The following is an 18,259-nucleotide window of genomic DNA, read 5'->3' as shown; positions in this document are numbered from 1 at the left end:
CCTCTTAATGCTTGAAATAAGGCGATTCGATGCGATCGAGAAACAGGGTGGCGGCGAGCAAATCAGCGGCACCGCCCGGCGAGGCGTTCAGCGATAGCATGTGGCTATCAAGCGCGGCCAATGCCGCCTGACCCGCCGGATGGGCGCTTCCGCCCGCGTTCAGCACTGCGCGAGCGCCGTCCTGCATAGCGTCCAACCCTTCCAACCCGGCGCGGGACAGCACGCAGGTATCGGTCAGTGAGGTCATGATCGCCATCAGCGCGTCGAGCCTCGCATGGGCTTCGCTGCTGCCGTTAAGTCGGCTTAGCCGTAGCTGCGGCAACGCACGCTGCATCACATGTGGAAACGCCTGCTGCGCCTCTTCACGCGCGCCCGGCACCTGATAACGGTGGGTGGCGCGCAGCCCTTTGCTAAACACTTTTGGGGCCGCGGCATCTGGCAGCTTCGCCAGTTCGGCGGCGGTCGCGGCAACCTGTTTCGCGTTGCCCGCTCCGCCATGCATTGCCACGGCGCTCACCAGCAGTCCCAGTGCCCAAATCGCACCTCGGTGGGTATTGACCCCGCCGGTGGCCGCCATCATCTGTTGCTCGCCTTCGCGGCCGAGTCGCCCTATGGTTTGTCTAAGCGCAATATCCGCCGGACGTTGCCAGCTTTGTTGCGCCAGCGCCTGAAACGTGGGGGTCAGGCTGTGCGCGGAGCGCTCCATTAGCGCAAGCGATAAATCGTGGTGCGCACCGTTCCCCCGACTGTCCACCAGACCGGGTTTCGGGCTTAATCGTGCTTCGTCAATCAGACACTGCGTGGCGGTTCGCGCCAGCCATTCGGCACCGCCTTCAACCTGAATCTGGGGCAGAAGTTTCATTACCAGCTCCGGAATTTCGCAGGTGGGTTGTAAAGACCGCCGGACCATTCCACCAGGTCAGCGACGCTACCGGCTGCCAGCAGCGAACGGGTGGCATCGGTACGACGAATGCCCATATCTTCCGGATAGACAACCTTGCCGCTCTGACGCAGCTCGGCTACGCGTTTCGCGTCAACGCCCAGACCGATATCGGTGATACCCGCGACCGCAGCCACCATCGCACGGCGTTCTTCAAGATCTTTGGCGCGGTAGAGGTAAGCAATACCTTCTTCGGTCAGCACGTGGGTCACGTCGTCGCCGTAGATCATCACCGGTGCCAGCGGCATGCCGGAGGCTTTCGCCACATCAACCGCGTCCAGTTTTTCAACGAAGGTTGGCTTCACGCCCGCCTGGAAGGTTTCGACCATCTGCACCACCAGTTTTTTACCGCGCTGCATTGGGTCCGGTTCGGTGATCATGTTCAGCCAGGCTGGCGTAGCATGACGACGACCGTGTGGGTCATGACCCATGTTTGGCGCGCCACCGAAGCCAGAAAGACGACCGCGGGTCACGGTAGAGGAGTTGGCGTAGCCATCAACCTGTAAGGTAGAACCGATGAACATATCCACCGCGTACTGACCTGCCAGCTGGCAGAAGGCGCGGTTAGAACGCATCGAGCCGTCGGAACCGGTAAAGAAGATGTCAGGACGGGCGCGGATGTACTCTTCCATCCCCAGCTCGCCGCCGAAGCAGTGCACGCTTTCAACCCAGCCGCTCTCAATCGCCGGAATCAGCGTTGGATGCGGGTTCAGCGTCCAGTGTTTACAGATTTTGCCTTTCAGGCCGAGCTGTTCGCCGTAAGTTGGCAGCAGCAGTTCGATAGCCGCGGTGTTAAAGCCGATACCGTGGTTCAGTGACTGGACCTGGTGTTCCGCGTAGATGCCTTTAATCGCCATCATCGCCATCAGGATGTGTTCCTGTTTGATGAGACGCGGGTCACGGGTGAACAGCGGTTCGATAAAGAACGGTTTGTCGGCCACAACCACGAAATCAACCCAGGAGCCAGGGATATCCACGCGCGGCAGGTCGCATTCATCGTCCACCAGCTCGTTCACCTGTGCGATGACGATACCGTCGTGGAACGCGGCGGCTTCAACCAGCGCTGGGGTATCTTCGGTACTCGCCCCGGTGTAGAGGTTACCTTTGCGGTCGGCTTTGAAGCCGGCAATCAGCGCCACGTTCGGCGACAGGTCAACGTACAGACGGGAATAGAGTTCGATGTAGGTGTGGATGGCGCCGATTTCCAACTGACCATCTTCCAGCAGCTGCGAAATACGCAGGCTCTGAGTACCGGAGAAGGAGAAGTCCAGCTTGCGGGCGATCCCTTTTTCGAAGATGTCCAGATGCTCGCTGCGGCCGACGCTCGGCATGATCATGTGCAGGTCGTGCACAATCTGCGGGTTAACCTCGGCCAGCATGCGGGATAAGAAATCTGCCTGCTTTTGGTTATTCCCTTCTAATACCACGCGGTCACCCGGCGCGATCAGTTTTTCCAGCATTGCGGTCAGGTCTGCGGTTGGCAGAACCTTGCCCTGCACCGGAACGGAAGCCAGACGCCGCTGTTTTTCGGTGCGGCGTGTGTTCCAGACGCGTGCTGGTGTTTGCCCAGATAACATTATTAACCTCCTGATTCAGCTAATCATTTTGATTGCTTAACACTGAAAAGAGTGTGCACCCTGGTGAGAAAGTCATCAATTAAGCGTAGGAGAGAATCATTAGCCTGAGAGTAATAATTGAAGTAACAAATTGTGATTAGGATCAGATCCTGATGGGAGAAAAACGACTACCGATGCCTCATTTTCATAAACACGATGGCAAAGTGACGGTATAGTAGGCGCAGATTCCAGGTAAACATCGCCGAGTTATGACTGAAACAACCCACCACGATCTCAGTATCGACACCTCAAGCAGCGCGGACTTCGTGCCCATGCGCGGCATAAGCAATCGTCATCTTCAGACGATGCTGCCACGCCTGCTTCGTCGCAAGCTGCAATTCACCCCACACTGGCAACGCCTTGAGCTGCCGGACGGCGACTTCGTCGATTTAGCATGGAGTGAAGACCCGGCCGGTGCGCTGCATAAGCCTCGTCTGGTGGTGTTTCATGGTCTGGAGGGCAGCTTACACAGCCCGTACGCGCATGGCCTGATTAACGCGGCGAAAGCGCAAGGCTGGCTAGGCGTGGTCATGCATTTTCGCGGCTGCAGCGGCGAGCCAAACCGCCTGAACCGTATTTATCACTCCGGTGAAACGGAAGACGGCACCTGGTTCCTGAACTGGCTACAGCGTGAATACGGTAAAGCGCCAACGGCGGCGGTCGGCTACTCGCTGGGCGGCAACATGCTGGCCTGCCTGCTGGCCAAAGAAGGTGACGACGTGCCGATCGATGCGGCGGTGATTGTCTCCGCGCCGTTTATGCTGGAAGCCTGCAGCTACCACATGGATAAAGGCTTCTCGCGGGTCTATCAGCGCTATCTGCTGAACCTGCTGAAAGGCAACGCCGCCCGCAAGCTCAAAGCCTATCCTGGCTCGCTGCCGGTGGATCTGCGTCAGTTGAAAAGCATGCGCCGCATCCGCGAGTTTGACGATTCGATCACCTCGAAGATCCACGGCTTCGCCGATGCGATTGATTACTACCGTCAATGTAGTGCGATGCCTATCTTAAGCAAAATCACCAAACCGACGCTGATCATCCACTCGAAAGACGATCCGTTTATGGACCACCACTCCATTCCAGCCCAGGAAGAGCTGCCGGACAACGTCGTCTATCAGCTCACCGAGTACGGCGGGCACGTCGGGTTTATCGGCGGCACGCTGCGCCACCCGGAAATGTGGCTGGAAAAACGCATCCCCGCCTGGCTGATGCCGTGGCTAGGGACTAAAGCATGATGATTCCCTGGCAGGATATCGACCCGGAGACGCTGGATAATCTGATTGAAAGCTTTGTCTTGCGCGAAGGCACTGATTATGGTGAATATGAACGTTCACTTGCGCAAAAGGTCGCCGACGTCAAACACCAGCTACAAACGGGCGAAGCGGTGCTGGTGTGGTCTGAACTTCACGAGACCGTCAACATCATGCCCCGTAACCAATTTCGCGGTTAACTATACTCTAACGACAGGAAGCGTTTACCCCGCTTCCGTTGTCGTCTGTTCAGGGAGTTATTCGCATGTCTGCCAAACATCCGGTCATTGCCGTTACCGGCTCCAGCGGAGCAGGAACCACCACCACCAGCCTCGCGTTTCGTAAAATCTTTGCTCAGCTCAACCTGCGCGCGGCGGAAGTCGAAGGCGACAGCTTTCACCGCTACACCCGTCCGGAAATGGATATGGCTATCCGCAAGGCCCGTGATCTTGGCCGCCACATCAGCTATTTCGGCCCGGATGCCAACGACTTTGGCCTGCTGGAACAAACCTTTCGCGACTACGGCCTGAACGGGCAGGGGAAGTCGCGCAAATACCTGCATACCTATGATGAAGCGGTTCCCTGGAACCAGGTACCCGGCACGTTTACGCCGTGGCAGCCGTTACCGGAACCGACCGATGTGCTGTTCTATGAAGGACTGCACGGCGGCGTGGTGACACCGCAGCACGATGTCGCGCGGCATGTTGATCTGCTGGTTGGCGTGGTGCCGATTGTTAACCTGGAGTGGATCCAGAAGATGATCCGTGACACCAGTGAGCGCGGTCACTCCCGCGAGGCGGTGATGGATTCCGTAGTGCGCTCAATGGAAGACTATATCAACTTCATCACCCCACAGTTCTCCCGCACCCATATCAACTTCCAGCGTGTACCAACGGTCGATACCTCTAACCCGTTTGCAGCCAAAAGCATTCCGTCGCTGGACGAGAGTTTTGTGGTGATTCACTTCCGTAATCTCGAGCACATCGACTACCCGTGGTTACTGGCCATGTTGCAGGGTTCATTTATCTCGCATATGAATACGCTGGTCGTTCCCGGCGGGAAGATGGTGCTGGCGATGGAATTAATCATGACGCCGCTGGTGCAGCGGCTGATGGAAGGTCGGAACTAGCATCAAGACCAGGTAGCCCGGACGAGGTGCGCAAGCACCGACGCCGGGAATGTCCCCGGCGTCACTGCGTTCGGCCGGGCTACGTCTAGCATGCAATCAGCCTTCAATCACTTCGTAAGAGTGAGTGATATTGACCGCTTTTTCGAGCATCAGCGCAACTGAGCAGTATTTCTCAGCAGACAGATCGACCGCACGCGATACCGCCGCATCCTTCAGCGCTTTACCGGTGACGATAAAGTGCAGGTTGATGTGCGTAAACAGACGCGGGGCCTCCTCACGGCGCTCAGAAGTGAGCTTCACTTCGCAGTCGGTCACGTCATTGCGACCTTTTTGCAGGATAGAGACGACGTCAATCGCACTGCAACCACCGGCGGCCATCAGCACGACTTCCATCGGGCTCGGCGCTTTATCGCCGGAGTTACCGTCCATCAAAATTTGGTGGCCAGAAGCAGACTCACCGAGGAAGGTTAACCCTTCAACCCATTTCACACGTGCTTGCATAATATTTAACTCCCAGGTTGCAATTTTCTTCTCAGATTACGCGCACATAACAATTCTCGCAATGGAAGGCGATCGCCGTCATGCTGAAGCGAGACACCAGGAGACACACGGCTAAAGCTATGCTAAAACAGTCGGGATGCTACGGTAATACATAAACGTACTGCATGTATGCAGAGGACATCACATTACAGGCTGCGACCCTATTCGACAGCCGACTTCCCAGGTAACGGGAAGGATACTATTGCAACCAGTGGCTGCAATGTTTTTGCCGCTGGGAAGAGCTTATAACAGAGGATAACCGCGCATGGTGCTTGGCAAACCGCAAACAGACCCTACTCTCGAATGGTTCTTGTCTCATTGCCATATTCATAAGTACCCATCGAAGAGCACGCTGATTCACCAGGGTGAAAAAGCAGAGACGCTGTATTACATCGTAAAAGGCTCAGTGGCTGTACTCATCAAGGATGAAGAAGGCAAAGAGATGATCCTCTCTTACCTTAACCAGGGCGACTTTATCGGTGAGCTGGGCCTGTTCGAAGAAGGCCAGGAACGCAGCGCATGGGTACGAGCAAAAACCGCTTGTGAAGTTGCTGAAATCTCTTATAAAAAATTCCGTCAGCTGATCCAGGTTAACCCGGACATTCTGATGCGTCTCTCTTCTCAGATGGCGCGTCGTCTGCAGGTCACCTCTGAAAAAGTTGGTAACCTGGCCTTCCTGGACGTAACCGGTCGTATCGCTCAGACCCTGCTGAACCTGGCTAAACAGCCGGACGCTATGACCCACCCGGACGGTATGCAGATCAAAATCACCCGTCAGGAAATTGGTCAGATCGTTGGCTGCTCCCGTGAAACCGTGGGCCGTATTCTGAAAATGCTGGAAGATCAGAACCTGATCTCCGCGCACGGCAAAACCATTGTCGTCTACGGAACCCGCTAATCCAGCCCAAAATGGCGTATTGTAAAAGCAATACGCCATTTTTGTTTTTCCCCCTATGTGGCGCAGGCTGATTTACCACCCCGAAGTCAACTATGCACTGCGGCAAACGCTGGTGTTATGCCTGCCGGTTGCCATCGGGCTTCTGTTCGGCCATCTCCAGCAGGGTCTGCTGTTTTCATTGGTGCCTGCCTGCTGCAATATCGCCGGCCTCGATACCCCACATAAGCGCTTCTTTAAACGCCTGATTATCGGTGGCTGTCTGTTTGCCGGATGTAGCCTTGCCGTACAGCTGCTGTTGGCGCGCGATATCCCCTTACCGCTGATTCTCACCGGGCTGGCGCTGCTGCTGGGCGTCACGGCGGAAATCAGCGCGCTGCACGGGCGGTTACTGCCCGCCTCGCTGATTGCTTCTATCTTCACCTTAAGCCTGGCGGGCAATATGCCCATCTGGGAGCCGCTACTGCTCTACGCGTTCGGCACGCTGTGGTATGGGCTGTTTAACTGGTGGTGGTTCTGGATATGGCGCGAGCAGCCGCTGAGGGAATCGCTGAGCCTGCTCTACCGACAGCTCGCCGAGTACTGCGAAGCCAAATATAGCCTGTTGACCCAGCACACTGACCCGAGCACCGCGCTGCCGCCGCTGCTCACTCGTCAACAGAAGGTGGTGGATCTCATCTCTCAGTGCTACCAGCAACTGCATATGCTCGCCGCGAATCAGCACAACGACTATAAGCGCCTGCTGCGCGCCTTCCAGGTGGGGCTCGACCTGCAAGAACATATCTCCGTCAGCCTGCACCAGCCGGAAGAGGTACAAAAGCTGGTTGAACGCAGCCACGCCGAAGCGGTGATCCGCTGGAACGCCCAGACCGTGGCGTCACGCCTGAGGGTACTGGCTGACGATATTCTCTATCACCGCTACCCTACCCGCTTCAATATGGACAAGCAGATAGGCGCGCTGGAAAAAATTGCCGACCAGCATCCAGATAACCCGGTTGGCCAGTTCTGCGCCTGGCACTTCAGCCGCATTGCCCGCGTGCTGCGCTCCCAGCGCCCGCTCTACCCGCGCAACCTGATGGCCGATAAAGAGCGCCGCCTGCCGCTATTCGCGGCGCTCAAAAACTACCTGTCGCTGAAATCTCCGGCGCTACGTAATGCCGCCCGGCTCAGCGTAATGCTCAGTATCGCCAGCCTGATGGGCGCCGCGCTGCATCTGCCAAAGCCTTACTGGATCCTGATGACGGTGCTGCTGGTCACGCAGAACGGCTACGGTGCAACTCGCGTACGTATTTTCCATCGTGCGGCGGGTACGCTGGCAGGGTTAGTGATTGCCGCCGTCGTTCTGCACTTCCACATCTCAGAAGGACTGGCGTTAGCGGGTATGCTTATCGTCACGCTGGGGAGCTACCTGATAATCCGTCGCCACTACGGTTGGGCCACCGTCGGCTTTACGATTACCGCGGTTTATACCCTGCAAATTCTGACGCTGAACGGCGAGCAGTTTATCGTCGCGCGCTTTATCGACACCATCATCGGCTGTCTGATTGCCTTTGGCGGGATGATCTGGCTGTGGCCGCAGTGGCAAAGCGGTCAGCTTCGACAAAACGCTCAGGCGGCACTGGAAGCCGACCAGGAAGCCATTCGTCTTATCCTGAGCCCCGACCCGCAGGCGCCTAAGCTTGCCTATCAGCGTATGCGCGTAAACCAGGCGCACAACACGCTCTACAACACGCTCAACCAGGCCATGCAGGAACCGGGCTTTAACTCGCGCTATCTGGAAGATATGAAGCTGTGGGTCACCCACAGTCAGTTTATCGTCGAGCATATCAACGCCATGACCACGCTGGCACGCGAGCACAACATGCTGACGCCGGATCTCGCGCAGCAGTATCTGGAATCCTGTGAGATTGCCCTTCAGCGCTGTCAACAGCGTCTGGAGTACGATGAGGCGGGAAGCAGCGGTGAAGTGAATATTATGGAATCGCCGGACGCGCTGTCCCATGGGCCGTTAAGTACCATGGAACAGCATCTTCAGCGTATTCTGGGGCATCTGAGCACCATGCACACCATCTCGTCGGTGGCCTGGCGACAGCGCCCCCGTCATGGAGGCTGGTTAAAACGACGGGCTAGCTAACGATTTTAGCGACCGCCTGAGCGAAACGCTGCATCCCTTCGTCGATATCCACCTCTTCCACCACCAGCGATGGTGCAAAGCGCATCACGTCCGGCCCGGCGTTCAGTACCATGACACCGACGTCCGCCGCGGCGTAGAGGAAATCACGCGCCCGGCCTTTGTATTTCTCGTTCAACGCCGCGCCAATCAGCAGACCCATGCCGCGCACGTCGCTAAAGACATCGTACTTCGCGTTGATATGCTGAAGGTGCTGCACAAAGCGCTCGCGCTTGGCGTTCACGCCGTTAAGCACTTCCGGAGTGTTGATAATATCGAATGCCGCACCCGCAACGGCACAGGCCAGCGGGTTACCGCCGTAGGTGGAGCCGTGTGAGCCGACGTGGAACGCGCTGGCAATGTCGTTGGTGGTCAGCATCGCGCTCACCGGGAAACCGCCGCCCAGCGCTTTGGCGCTGGTGAGAATATCCGGCGTCACGCCATAGTGCATATAGGCAAACAGCGACCCGGTACGCCCCATGCCGCTTTGCACTTCATCAAACACCAACAGCGCCTGATGCTTATCGCACAGCGCACGCAGGCCCTGTAAGAATTCAGGCGTAGCCGCCAGTACGCCGCCTTCCCCCTGAATCGGCTCAACTACGATAGCGCAGGTATGGTCATCAATGACCGCTTCCACCGCGTGCAGGTCGTTAAACGGCACGTGGACGATATCCGCTGGTTTCGGGCCAAAGCCGTCGGAATACTTCGGCTGCCCGCCAACGGAGACGGTAAACAGCGAACGGCCGTGGAAAGCATTATGGAAAGCGATGATTTTCGTTTTGTACGGGCTATGACGGGTGGATGCATAGTAACGTGCCAGCTTGAAAGCCGTTTCGTTAGCTTCCGTTCCGGAGTTCATAAACACCACACGCTCGGCGAAGGTTGCGTCCACCAGTTTCTGACCAAGGCGCAGCGCCGGTTCGTTAGTGAAGACGTTACTGGTGTGCCACAGCGTCTCACCCTGGGTTTTCAGCGCTTCAACCAGCGCCGGATGACAGTGGCCCAGCGCAGTCACCGCGATACCGCCGGCGAAATCAACGTACTCTTTGCCTTGCTGATCCCATACGCGGCTCCCCTTGCCCTTCACCGGGATAAATTCCGCTGGTGCATAGATTGGCAAAATGACCTGGTCGAAGGTCGCGCGGGTAATAGCAGGTTGTTTGGTTTCCATGTCATGCCCTTCTGCAAACGATGAAGCAATGATTGTGAGAATTTATCCACAAAATATGCATAAAAAATCACGTCATGGCAACTACTATCGCGTGAGGAAGTTTGCCAGTAGCGCGTGGCCCTGCTCGCTGAGAATGCTTTCCGGGTGGAACTGTACGCCTTCCAAATCCCATTCGCGGTGGCGGATACCCATAATTTCACCCGTTTCACTGCGGGCCGTCACCTCAAAGCAGTCGGGCAACGTTGCGGGATCGATCAGCAGCGAATGGTAGCGCGTCACGGTGAGCGGGTTATTCAGGCCGCGGAATACGCCCTGCTGCTGATGGGTAATCGGAGAGGTTTTGCCGTGCATCACTTTTTCGGCACGAACAATACGCGCGCCGAATGCCTGAGCAATGGCCTGATGGCCCAAGCAGACACCAAGCAGCGGCGTTTGACCGGCATAGCGACGGATAACATCAAGAGAAATACCGGCTTCATCCGGCGTGCAGGGACCTGGGGAAATGACGATTTTTTCTGGGGAGAGCGCGTCGATGTCATCAAGGGTGATGTCATCATTACGTTTGACCGTCACGCTGGCACCCAGCTCACAGAAATACTGGTAGAGGTTCCAGGTAAAGGAATCGTAGTTATCAATCAGCAGGATCATGGCGGCTCCGGTCATTCAATCTGCCGCCATTCTACCAACTTTAGTGACGGGGCGGCAGCCTCATGCAGATGCCGCCCCGTACTGATTACGGCAGGACTTTCGCCGACAGGATCACAATCGGTTTGGAAGGAACATTCTGGTATGGCCCGACGTTGTGGGTCGGCACCTGAGCAATTTTGTCTGCCACGTCCATCCCCTTCACAACCTTACCAAACACCGCGTAGCCAAAGTCACGCTGGCCGTGATCCAGGAAAGCGTTGTCCGCAACGTTGATAAAGAACTGGCTGGTTGCGCTGTCTTTGTCAGCGGTACGCGCCATGGCGATAGTGCCACGGGTATTGCGCAGGCCGTTATCGGCTTCATTTTTGATAGGTGGATTCGGCTGCTTCTGCTGCATCTGTTCGTTAAAGCCGCCGCCCTGAACCATAAAGCCTGGGATCACACGGTGGAACGTGGTGTTGTTATAAAAGCCACTATTAACGTAGTTCAGGAAGTTTTCAACGGAGACCGGCGCCTTCTGGCTATCCAGCTGCAACTCGATGTTGCCAGCAGAAGTGGTCAGCAGCACGTGCGGATCGTTTTTCGCCGCTAACGCCGCAGGCGCAACCGCAGAGAGTGCAAACACAGCCGCCATGGCCGCCAGAGTGGATTTGAGCATGAGAATTCCTTTAACGGTGCAGTAGAGAAAGCAAGTGGCTTGATTCTAAAGAGGGATAGCCCCTCAGGCCAGTGCTTTACTTAAGTTTACGTGACTGAAACGGTTAATAATGATCAGGGTAAGAATGTATAAATTTAATTATGTGATCATGATCACATTGAAAAATGTAATAAAGAAAGTTTTGCGTAATAAAACTATGAATGCATCACGTCAATGACTAAAATCTGCTCGCTCAGCGCAGAGTCAACGCGCTTTACACAACTATTCACAGGCCAGTCATGACTAACAGCAATCGTACCAAGCTCACATGGATCAGCTTCTTCTCCTACGCCCTTACCGGTGCGTTGGTAATCGTCACCGGGATGGTGATGGGAAATATCGCCGATTACTTTAATCTGCCCGTTTCCAGCATGAGTAACACTTTTACCTTCCTGAACGCAGGGATCCTGATCTCTATTTTCCTCAATGCCTGGCTGATGGAAATTGTGCCGCTGAAAACCCAGCTGCGCTTCGGCTTTATTTTGATGGTGCTGGCGGTGATCGGGCTGATGACCAGCCATAGCCTGGCGCTGTTCTCTGCGGCGATGTTCGTGCTTGGCCTGGTCAGCGGGATCACCATGTCCATTGGTACCTTCCTGATCACCCATATGTATGAAGGTCGTCAGCGCGGCGCGCGTCTGCTGTTCACCGACTCCTTCTTCAGCATGGCCGGGATGATCTTCCCAATGCTCGCAGCCTGGCTGCTGGCGCGTACTATTGAGTGGTACTGGGTTTATGCCTGCATCGGCCTCATCTATGTTGCTATCTTCGTGCTGACCCTGGGCTGTGAATTCCCGGTTCTGGGTAAAAAAGCGCAAACCAGCGACCAGCCGGTAGTGAAAGAGAAGTGGGGCATCGGCGTGCTGTTCCTGTCCATCGCGGCGTTGTGTTACATCCTGGGCCAGCTGGGCTTTATCTCCTGGGTACCGGAATACGCCAAAGGTCTGGGCATGAGCCTGAACGACGCAGGCCAGTTGGTCAGCGATTTCTGGATGTCTTATATGTTCGGTATGTGGGCCTTCAGCTTCATTCTGCGCTTCTTCGATCTGCAACGTATTCTGACCGTTCTGGCCGGTATTGCGACCGTGATGATGTACCTGTTCAACCACGGCGAGCCGCAGCATCTGGCCTGGTTCATCCTGACTCTGGGCTTCTTCTCCAGCGCTATCTATACCTCCATCATTACGCTGGGTTCATTGCAGACCAAAATTGCCTCACCAAAACTGGTTAACTTTGTTCTGACCTGCGGCACCATCGGCACCATGCTGACCTTCGTGGTCACCGGGCCTATCGTTGCCCACAGCGGCCCTCTGGCGGCGCTGACCACTGCAAATGGTCTGTACGCTGTGGTGTTCGTGATGTGTCTTGTTCTGGGCTTTGTGAGCCGCCATCGCCAGCATGCGGCGAGCGCTTCCCACTAATAGTCAGTCCGGCAAGAAATTCCGTTCACTGCACGTTCTGTTGAACATGACGTGAAGTGAACGGAACCCTCCCAGCGCCAACCAACATTACGCATCCTCACGCTCCCCTCTCCCCGCCGATTTTTCACTCTTTTCGCTCAAAAAACAAACACTGCATAAAGTTGAGTATTTTCCGCAACTTACAAAACTACTTAAAAATCATAACTCTACTCATTAAGGGGTAGGTAAAGGCTAAATTGATTTGTATCAATAATCCCAATAGCTGAATCGTTAAGGTAGGCAGTATTAGAATAGAAATCGAGGCAAAAATGAGCAAAGTCAGACTCGCAATTATCGGTAACGGCATGGTCGGCCACCGCTTTATCGAGGATCTTCTCGATAAGTCCGACGCAAGCCAGTTCGATATCACCGTCTTCTGTGAAGAACCCCGCATCGCCTACGACCGCGTCCACCTCTCCTCCTACTTCTCCCATCACACGGCAGAAGAGCTGTCGCTGGTGCGCGAAGGCTTCTACGAGAAGCACGGCGTGAAGGTACTGGTCGGCGAACGCGCCATCACCATCAACCGTAAAGAGAAGGTGATCCACTCCAGCGCGGGCCGTACCGTGTTTTACGACAAACTGATTATGGCAACCGGCTCCTACCCATGGATCCCGCCAATCAAAGGGTCTGAAACTCAGGACTGCTTCGTTTACCGTACGATTGAAGATCTGAACGCCATTGAAGCCTGTGCCCGCCGTAGCAAACGCGGTGCGGTGGTCGGCGGCGGCCTGCTTGGCCTCGAAGCAGCCGGCGCACTGAAAAACCTTGGCGTGGAAACCCACGTGATTGAATTCGCCCCAATGCTGATGGCTGAACAGCTCGATCAGATGGGCGGCGAACAGCTCAAGCGTAAAATTGAAAGCATGGGTGTGAAAGTTCACACCAGCAAAAACACCAAAGAGATTGTTCAGGAAGGCGAAAACGCCCGCAAAACTATGCGTTTTGCCGACGGTAGCCAGCTGGAAATCGACTTCATCGTCTTCTCTACCGGCATTCGCCCACGCGACAAACTGGCCACCCAGTGCGGCCTCGAAGTCGGCCAGCGCGGCGGTATCCTGATTAACGACAGCTGCCAGACCTCTGACCCGGATATCTACGCTATCGGCGAATGCGCCAGCTGGAAAAACCGCGTCTATGGCCTGGTCGCACCGGGTTATAAAATGGCGCAGGTCGCCGTTGACCATATCCTCGGTACGCCAAACGCCTTCCAGGGCGCGGATATGAGCGCCAAGCTGAAGCTGCTGGGCGTAGACGTCGGTGGTATCGGCGATGCTCACGGCCGTACGCCGGGCGCGCGTAGCTACGTCTACCTCGACGAAAGCAAAGAAGTCTACAAACGTCTGATCGTAAGCGAAGACAACAAAACCCTGCTCGGCGCGGTACTGGTCGGCGATACCAGCGACTACGGCAACCTGCTGCAGCTGGCGTTGAACGCTATCGAACTGCCGGAAAACCCGGATTCGCTGATTCTGCCAGCGCACGCCAGCAGCGGTAAACCGTCTATCGGCGTCGATAAGCTGCCGGACAGCGCGCAGATTTGCTCCTGCTTTGACGTCTCCAAAGGCGACCTGATTGCCGCTATCAACAAAGGCTGCCACACCGTTGCCGCGCTGAAAGCCGAAACCAAAGCCGGTACCGGCTGCGGTGGCTGTATTCCGCTGGTGACCCAGGTGCTAAACGCCGAGCTGGCGAAACAGGGTATCGAAGTCAACCACAGCCTGTGTGAACACTTCGCCTTTACTCGTCAGGAGCTGTATCACCTGATTCGCGTAGAAGGCATCAAAACCTTTGACGAGCTGCTGGCGAAATATGGCAAAGGTTACGGCTGTGAAGTCTGTAAGCCAACCGTCGGTTCCCTGCTGGCTTCCTGCTGGAATGAATACATCCTGAAGCCACAGCACACGCCGCTGCAGGATACTAACGACAACTTCCTGGCGAACATCCAGAAAGACGGTACCTACTCGGTAATCCCACGTTCTGCGGGCGGTGAAATCACCCCGGAAGGCCTGGTTGCCGTCGGCCGTATCGCGCGTGAATTCAATCTGTATACCAAAATCACCGGCTCCCAGCGTATCGGCCTGTTCGGTGCGCAAAAGGATGACTTGCCGGAAATCTGGCGCCAGCTGATTGAAGCAGGCTTCGAAACCGGTCATGCCTATGCCAAAGCGCTGCGTATGGCGAAAACCTGCGTAGGCAGCACCTGGTGCCGTTACGGCGTGGGCGACAGCGTAGGCTTCGGCGTTGAGCTGGAAAACCGCTACAAGGGCATTCGTACGCCGCACAAGATGAAATTTGGTGTATCAGGCTGTACCCGTGAATGTGCGGAAGCTCAGGGCAAAGACGTGGGTATCATTGCCACCGAGAAAGGCTGGAACCTGTACGTTTGCGGTAACGGCGGGATGAAGCCGCGCCACGCAGACCTGCTGGCCGCTGACCTTGACCGCGATACGCTGGTGAAATACCTCGACCGCTTCATGATGTTCTACATCCGCACCGCCGATAAGCTGACGCGTACCGCGCCGTGGCTGGATAACCTGGAAGGCGGTATCGACTACCTGCGTTCCGTTATCATCGACGACAAACTGGGGCTGAACCAGCATCTGGAAGAAGAGATCGCCCGCCTGCGCGAAGCGTTTGCCTGCGAATGGACCGAGACCGTAAACGACCCGGCCGCTCAGGTACGCTTCAAACACTTTATCAACAGCGAACAACGTGACCCGAACGTCCAGGTGGTTGCCGAGCGTGCCCAGCATCGCCCTGCTACGCCGTATGAACGTATTCCGGTCACTCTGGTGGAGGAAAACGCATGAGCCAGTGGGTAAATATCTGCAAGATTGACGCTATTCTGCCAGCAACAGGCGTCTGTGCGCTGCTGGGCAACCAGCAGGTCGCCGTGTTCCGTCCGTATGCCGACAACCAGGTCTTCGCCATCAGCAACATCGACCCGTTCTTTGAGTCGAGCGTGCTGTCGCGCGGACTGATTGCCGAACACCAGGGCGAACTGTGGGTGGCAAGCCCGCTGAAAAAACAGCGCTTCCGCCTGCGCGACGGCCTGTGCATGGAGGACGAAAGCCACTCCATCCCGCATTATGAAGTTCGCGTTAAAGACGGCCAGGTGCAGCTGAAAGCCTGATCGTTTTGGGCATAAGTAATACCAAAAACTTATGACCTTAAAGGGGTAACAGCGGGAAAATTCGTATATTCCATACGATGACTGCTGTTATCCTTACCTGCATTATTCATCCCCCGCATTTATCTATTCCGTGAGGTTGCCCCTTGGATCACTTACCTATCTTTTGCCAACTGCGCGATCGTGACTGTTTGCTGGTCGGCGGCGGCGATGTCGCCGAGCGTAAAGCACGTTTGCTGCTGGACGCGGGCGCTCGTCTGACGGTAAACGCACGGGATTACGTTCCGCAGTTCCACGTCTGGGCCGAAGCGGGCATGTTGACGCTGGTGCAGGGGGATTTCCAACCCGCGCTGCTCGACCCATGCTGGCTGGCGATTGCCGCGACCGATGATGACGAAGTGAACCAGCAGGTCAGCGACGCCGCCGAAACGCGACGTATTTTCTGCAACGTGGTCGACGCGCCCAAAGCGGCGAGCTTTATCATGCCGTCGATTATCGACCGCTCACCGCTGATGGTTGCCGTCTCCTCCGGCGGCACTTCCCCGGTGCTGGCACGCCTGCTGCGCGAGAAGCTGGAAGCGATGCTGCCGCAGCATCTTGGACAAGTTGCCGCCTATGCCGGACAATTGCGCGCACGGGTGAAAAAACAGTTCGCCACGATGGGCGAGCGTCGTCGTTTCTGGGAAAAACTGTTTGAGAATGACCGCCTGGCGCAATCGCTGGCCAATCAGGATCAACAGGCCATTGATGACACCACCGAACAACTGCTGAACGCACCGCTGGATCATCGTGGCGAAGTCGTACTGGTTGGCGCCGGTCCGGGTGATGCCGGTCTGCTGACGCTGAAAGGCCTACAGCAGATTCAACAGGCTGACGTGGTGGTTTACGACCGCCTGGTCTCCGACGACATTATGAATCTGGTTCGCCGCGACGCAGACCGCGTGTTCGTGGGTAAGCGCGCAGGCTACCACTGCGTACCGCAGGAAGAGATTAACCAGATTCTGCTGCGCGAAGCCCAGCAGGGCAAGCGTGTGGTTCGCCTGAAAGGCGGTGACCCGTTTATCTTTGGCCGCGGCGGTGAAGAACTGGAAACCCTGTGCAACGCGGGCATTCCTTTCTCCGTCGTACCGGGCATTACCGCCGCCTCCGGCTGCTCTGCCTACTCAGGTATTCCACTGACCCACCGGGATTACGCCCAGAGCGTTCGCCTGGTCACCGGGCACCTGAAAACCGGCGGCGAGCTGGACTGGGAAAACCTGGCGGCAGAGAAACAGACGCTGGTGTTTTATATGGGGCTAAATCAGGCCGCCACTATCCAGCAAAAGCTGATTGAACACGGTATGCAGGCTGATATGCCGGTGGCCATTGTCGAGAACGGCACCGCGATAAACCAGCGCGTGGTAGACGGAAAGCTGTCGCAACTTGGCGAACTGGCAGAGCAAATGGCGAGCCCGGCGCTGATTATCGTCGGCCGCGTGGTGGGGCTGCGTGGCAAGCTGAACTGGTTCTCGAATCACTGATGGTCACATCACAGATATAAAAAAACCGGGATTATCCCGGTTTTTTATGTCACGCTTATAGCTCGAATAAAGCTGTGCCGATACTTACGGCTTAGCCACGAAGCCAATCGCCTCGTACACCGCTTTCAGCGTCTCAGAAGCACGCGCGCTGGCTTTATCCGCACCGTCTTTCATGATTTTCTGCAGGAATGCTTCGTCGTTGCGGAAGCGGTTATAACGCTCCTGCAGTTCGGTCAGCATGCCGGAAACGGCTTCTGCCACTTCGCCTTTCAGGTGGCCATACATCTTGCCTTCGAAGTGTTTTTCCAGCTCAGGAATGCTCTGGCCGGTCACGCCGGAGAGAATATCCAGCAGGTTAGAAACGCCCGCTTTCTCTTTCAGATCGTAACGAATCACAGGTGGCTCTTCAGAGTCGGTCATCGCACGTTTGATCTTCTTCACGACCGATTTCGGGTCTTCAAGCAGGCCAATTACGTTATTGCGGTTATCGTCCGACTTAGACATCTTTTTCGTCGGCTCCAGCAGAGACATCACGCGCGCGCCGGACTTCGGAATAAACGGCTCAGGCACTTTGAACACGTCACCGTAGATGGCGTTGAAACGCTGGGCAATATCGCGGCTCAGCTCTAAATGCTGCTTCTGGTCTTCACCCACCGGCACCTGATTAGTCTGATACAACAGGATATCCGCCGCCATCAGTACCGGATAGTCAAACAGACCGGCGTTGATGTTTTCCGCGTAGCGGGCAGATTTATCCTTGAACTGCGTCATACGGCTCAGTTCACCGAAATAGGTGTAGCAGTTCAGCGCCCAGCCCAGCTGTGCGTGCTCCGGCACGTGAGACTGTACGAAGATGGTGCTTTTTTCCGGGTCGATGCCACAGGCCAGATACAGCGCTAACGTGTCCAGCGTCGCTTTACGCAGCGCCTGCGGGTCCTGGCGGACGGTAATCGCGTGCTGGTCCACGATGCAGTAGATGCAGTGATAGTCGTCCTGCATGTTGACCCACTGACGCAACGCACCCATGTAGTTGCCAATAGTCAGTTCGCCTGACGGCTGTGCGCCGCTAAATACGATGGGCTTGTTCATA

Annotated in this window: 16 protein-coding genes; 9 read left to right on the top strand and 7 right to left on the bottom strand. The window is 56.1% G+C overall.

Annotation, left to right across the window (positions count from 1 at the left end):
- Nucleotides 1-4: 4 nt before the first annotated feature.
- Both MY052_RS01860 and mdcA read right to left on the bottom strand, forming a co-directional pair.
- Nucleotides 5-862 (bottom strand): triphosphoribosyl-dephospho-CoA synthase, encoded by an 858-nt coding sequence (locus MY052_RS01860; protein ID WP_123650848.1) that lies wholly within the window; start codon nt 860-862, stop codon nt 5-7.
- The gene (gene mdcA / locus MY052_RS01855; RefSeq protein WP_035894383.1) at nt 862-2,517 is read right to left on the bottom strand and encodes a malonate decarboxylase subunit alpha; all 1,656 of its coding nucleotides are present in this window, start codon (nt 2,515-2,517) and stop codon (nt 862-864) included. Before mdcA ends, MY052_RS01860 begins: the two co-directional genes overlap by 1 nt.
- Before the next feature lie 248 nt (nt 2,518-2,765).
- Here mdcA and MY052_RS01850 point away from each other — a divergent pair, with 248 nt between their 5' ends.
- From MY052_RS01850 to MY052_RS01840, 3 genes are all read left to right on the top strand, one after another.
- Nucleotides 2,766-3,788 (top strand): hydrolase, encoded by a 1,023-nt coding sequence (locus MY052_RS01850; protein ID WP_202217072.1) that lies wholly within the window; start codon nt 2,766-2,768, stop codon nt 3,786-3,788.
- Nucleotides 3,785-4,003, top strand: coding sequence for a YheU family protein (locus MY052_RS01845; RefSeq protein ID WP_185668968.1), 219 nt, complete (start codon nt 3,785-3,787; stop codon nt 4,001-4,003). The genes MY052_RS01850 and MY052_RS01845 overlap by 4 nt, the downstream gene beginning before the upstream one ends.
- Before the next feature lie 65 nt (nt 4,004-4,068).
- Nucleotides 4,069-4,932 carry a phosphoribulokinase gene (locus MY052_RS01840; RefSeq protein ID WP_035894386.1) on the top strand — a complete coding sequence of 288 codons (864 nt, stop codon included), beginning with the start codon at nt 4,069-4,071 and terminating at the stop codon, nt 4,930-4,932.
- 96 nt (nt 4,933-5,028) lie between these two features.
- Here the strand turns inward: MY052_RS01840 and MY052_RS01835 are convergent, their stop codons facing one another.
- Nucleotides 5,029-5,433 carry an OsmC family protein gene (locus MY052_RS01835; protein ID WP_035894387.1) on the bottom strand — a complete coding sequence of 135 codons (405 nt, stop codon included), beginning with the start codon at nt 5,431-5,433 and terminating at the stop codon, nt 5,029-5,031.
- A gap of 304 nt (nt 5,434-5,737) precedes the next feature.
- Here MY052_RS01835 and crp point away from each other — a divergent pair, with 304 nt between their 5' ends.
- Nucleotides 5,738-6,370: a cAMP-activated global transcriptional regulator CRP gene (crp, locus tag MY052_RS01830; protein ID WP_000242758.1), complete on the top strand. Its 633-nt coding sequence runs from the start codon at nt 5,738-5,740 to the stop codon at nt 6,368-6,370.
- A gap of 55 nt (nt 6,371-6,425) precedes the next feature.
- Complete coding sequence (locus MY052_RS01825) at nt 6,426-8,501, top strand: YccS/YhfK family putative transporter (RefSeq protein WP_035894388.1); 2,076 nt, start codon at nt 6,426-6,428, stop codon at nt 8,499-8,501.
- Here the strand turns inward: MY052_RS01825 and argD are convergent.
- The 3 genes from argD to ppiA all read right to left on the bottom strand — a co-directional run bounded on the left by argD (nt 8,494) and on the right by ppiA (nt 11,017).
- On the bottom strand, nt 8,494-9,711 hold the full coding sequence (gene argD, locus MY052_RS01820) for a bifunctional acetylornithine/succinyldiaminopimelate transaminase (RefSeq protein ID WP_123650851.1): 1,218 nt from the start codon (nt 9,709-9,711) through the stop codon (nt 8,494-8,496). The genes MY052_RS01825 and argD overlap by 8 nt on opposite strands.
- 84 nt (nt 9,712-9,795) lie before the next feature.
- Nucleotides 9,796-10,359, bottom strand: coding sequence for an aminodeoxychorismate synthase component 2 (pabA, locus tag MY052_RS01815; RefSeq protein ID WP_248538985.1), 564 nt, complete (start codon nt 10,357-10,359; stop codon nt 9,796-9,798).
- 85 nt (nt 10,360-10,444) lie between these two features.
- Nucleotides 10,445-11,017: a peptidylprolyl isomerase A gene (gene ppiA, locus MY052_RS01810; protein WP_035894391.1), complete on the bottom strand. Its 573-nt coding sequence runs from the start codon at nt 11,015-11,017 to the stop codon at nt 10,445-10,447.
- Between the two features lie 278 nt (nt 11,018-11,295).
- Here ppiA and tsgA point away from each other — a divergent pair, with 278 nt between their 5' ends.
- The 4 genes from tsgA to cysG all read left to right on the top strand — a co-directional run bounded on the left by tsgA (nt 11,296) and on the right by cysG (nt 17,169).
- Nucleotides 11,296-12,477, top strand: a complete 1,182-nt coding sequence (gene tsgA, locus MY052_RS01805; protein WP_035894392.1) for an MFS transporter TsgA — start codon at nt 11,296-11,298, stop codon at nt 12,475-12,477.
- Nucleotides 12,478-12,785: 308 nt separating this feature from the next.
- Nucleotides 12,786-15,329: a nitrite reductase large subunit NirB gene (gene nirB / locus MY052_RS01800; protein WP_123650852.1), complete on the top strand. Its 2,544-nt coding sequence runs from the start codon at nt 12,786-12,788 to the stop codon at nt 15,327-15,329.
- The gene (gene nirD / locus MY052_RS01795; protein WP_035894394.1) at nt 15,326-15,652 is read left to right on the top strand and encodes a nitrite reductase small subunit NirD; all 327 of its coding nucleotides are present in this window, start codon (nt 15,326-15,328) and stop codon (nt 15,650-15,652) included. Before nirB ends, nirD begins: the two co-directional genes overlap by 4 nt.
- A 143-nt stretch (nt 15,653-15,795) precedes the next feature.
- Nucleotides 15,796-17,169: a siroheme synthase CysG gene (gene cysG, locus MY052_RS01790; protein ID WP_123650854.1), complete on the top strand. Its 1,374-nt coding sequence runs from the start codon at nt 15,796-15,798 to the stop codon at nt 17,167-17,169.
- An 84-nt stretch (nt 17,170-17,253) separates the two neighbouring features.
- Here the strand turns inward: cysG and trpS are convergent, their stop codons facing one another.
- Nucleotides 17,254-18,258 (bottom strand): tryptophan--tRNA ligase, encoded by a 1,005-nt coding sequence (trpS, locus tag MY052_RS01785; RefSeq protein ID WP_123650855.1) that lies wholly within the window; start codon nt 18,256-18,258, stop codon nt 17,254-17,256.
- Between the last annotated feature and the right edge of the window lies 1 nt (nt 18,259).

This window comes from Kluyvera ascorbata, assembly GCF_023195735.1.
Classification (GTDB): Bacteria; Pseudomonadota; Gammaproteobacteria; order Enterobacterales; family Enterobacteriaceae; genus Kluyvera; species Kluyvera ascorbata.
The sequence above is the reverse complement of the archived record's forward strand: the minus strand, read 5'-3'. Positions and strand labels throughout refer to the sequence as shown.

What these genes read in the sequence shown, in the direction of transcription:
- MY052_RS01860 (WP_123650848.1), bottom strand. Translation starts at nt 862, where the DNA reads ATGAAACTTCTGCCCCAGATTCAGGTTGAAGGCGGTGCCGAATGGCTG.
- mdcA (WP_035894383.1), bottom strand. Translation starts at nt 2,517, where the DNA reads ATGTTATCTGGGCAAACACCAGCACGCGTCTGGAACACACGCCGCACC.
- MY052_RS01850 (WP_202217072.1), top strand. Translation starts at nt 2,766, where the DNA reads ATGACTGAAACAACCCACCACGATCTCAGTATCGACACCTCAAGCAGC.
- MY052_RS01845 (WP_185668968.1), top strand. Translation starts at nt 3,785, where the DNA reads ATGATGATTCCCTGGCAGGATATCGACCCGGAGACGCTGGATAATCTG.
- MY052_RS01840 (WP_035894386.1), top strand. Translation starts at nt 4,069, where the DNA reads ATGTCTGCCAAACATCCGGTCATTGCCGTTACCGGCTCCAGCGGAGCA.
- MY052_RS01835 (WP_035894387.1), bottom strand. Translation starts at nt 5,433, where the DNA reads ATGCAAGCACGTGTGAAATGGGTTGAAGGGTTAACCTTCCTCGGTGAG.
- crp (WP_000242758.1), top strand. Translation starts at nt 5,738, where the DNA reads ATGGTGCTTGGCAAACCGCAAACAGACCCTACTCTCGAATGGTTCTTG.
- MY052_RS01825 (WP_035894388.1), top strand. Translation starts at nt 6,426, where the DNA reads ATGTGGCGCAGGCTGATTTACCACCCCGAAGTCAACTATGCACTGCGG.
- argD (WP_123650851.1), bottom strand. Translation starts at nt 9,711, where the DNA reads ATGGAAACCAAACAACCTGCTATTACCCGCGCGACCTTCGACCAGGTC.
- pabA (WP_248538985.1), bottom strand. Translation starts at nt 10,359, where the DNA reads ATGATCCTGCTGATTGATAACTACGATTCCTTTACCTGGAACCTCTAC.
- ppiA (WP_035894391.1), bottom strand. Translation starts at nt 11,017, where the DNA reads ATGCTCAAATCCACTCTGGCGGCCATGGCGGCTGTGTTTGCACTCTCT.
- tsgA (WP_035894392.1), top strand. Translation starts at nt 11,296, where the DNA reads ATGACTAACAGCAATCGTACCAAGCTCACATGGATCAGCTTCTTCTCC.
- nirB (WP_123650852.1), top strand. Translation starts at nt 12,786, where the DNA reads ATGAGCAAAGTCAGACTCGCAATTATCGGTAACGGCATGGTCGGCCAC.
- nirD (WP_035894394.1), top strand. Translation starts at nt 15,326, where the DNA reads ATGAGCCAGTGGGTAAATATCTGCAAGATTGACGCTATTCTGCCAGCA.
- trpS (WP_123650855.1), bottom strand. Translation starts at nt 18,258, where the DNA reads ATGAACAAGCCCATCGTATTTAGCGGCGCACAGCCGTCAGGCGAACTG.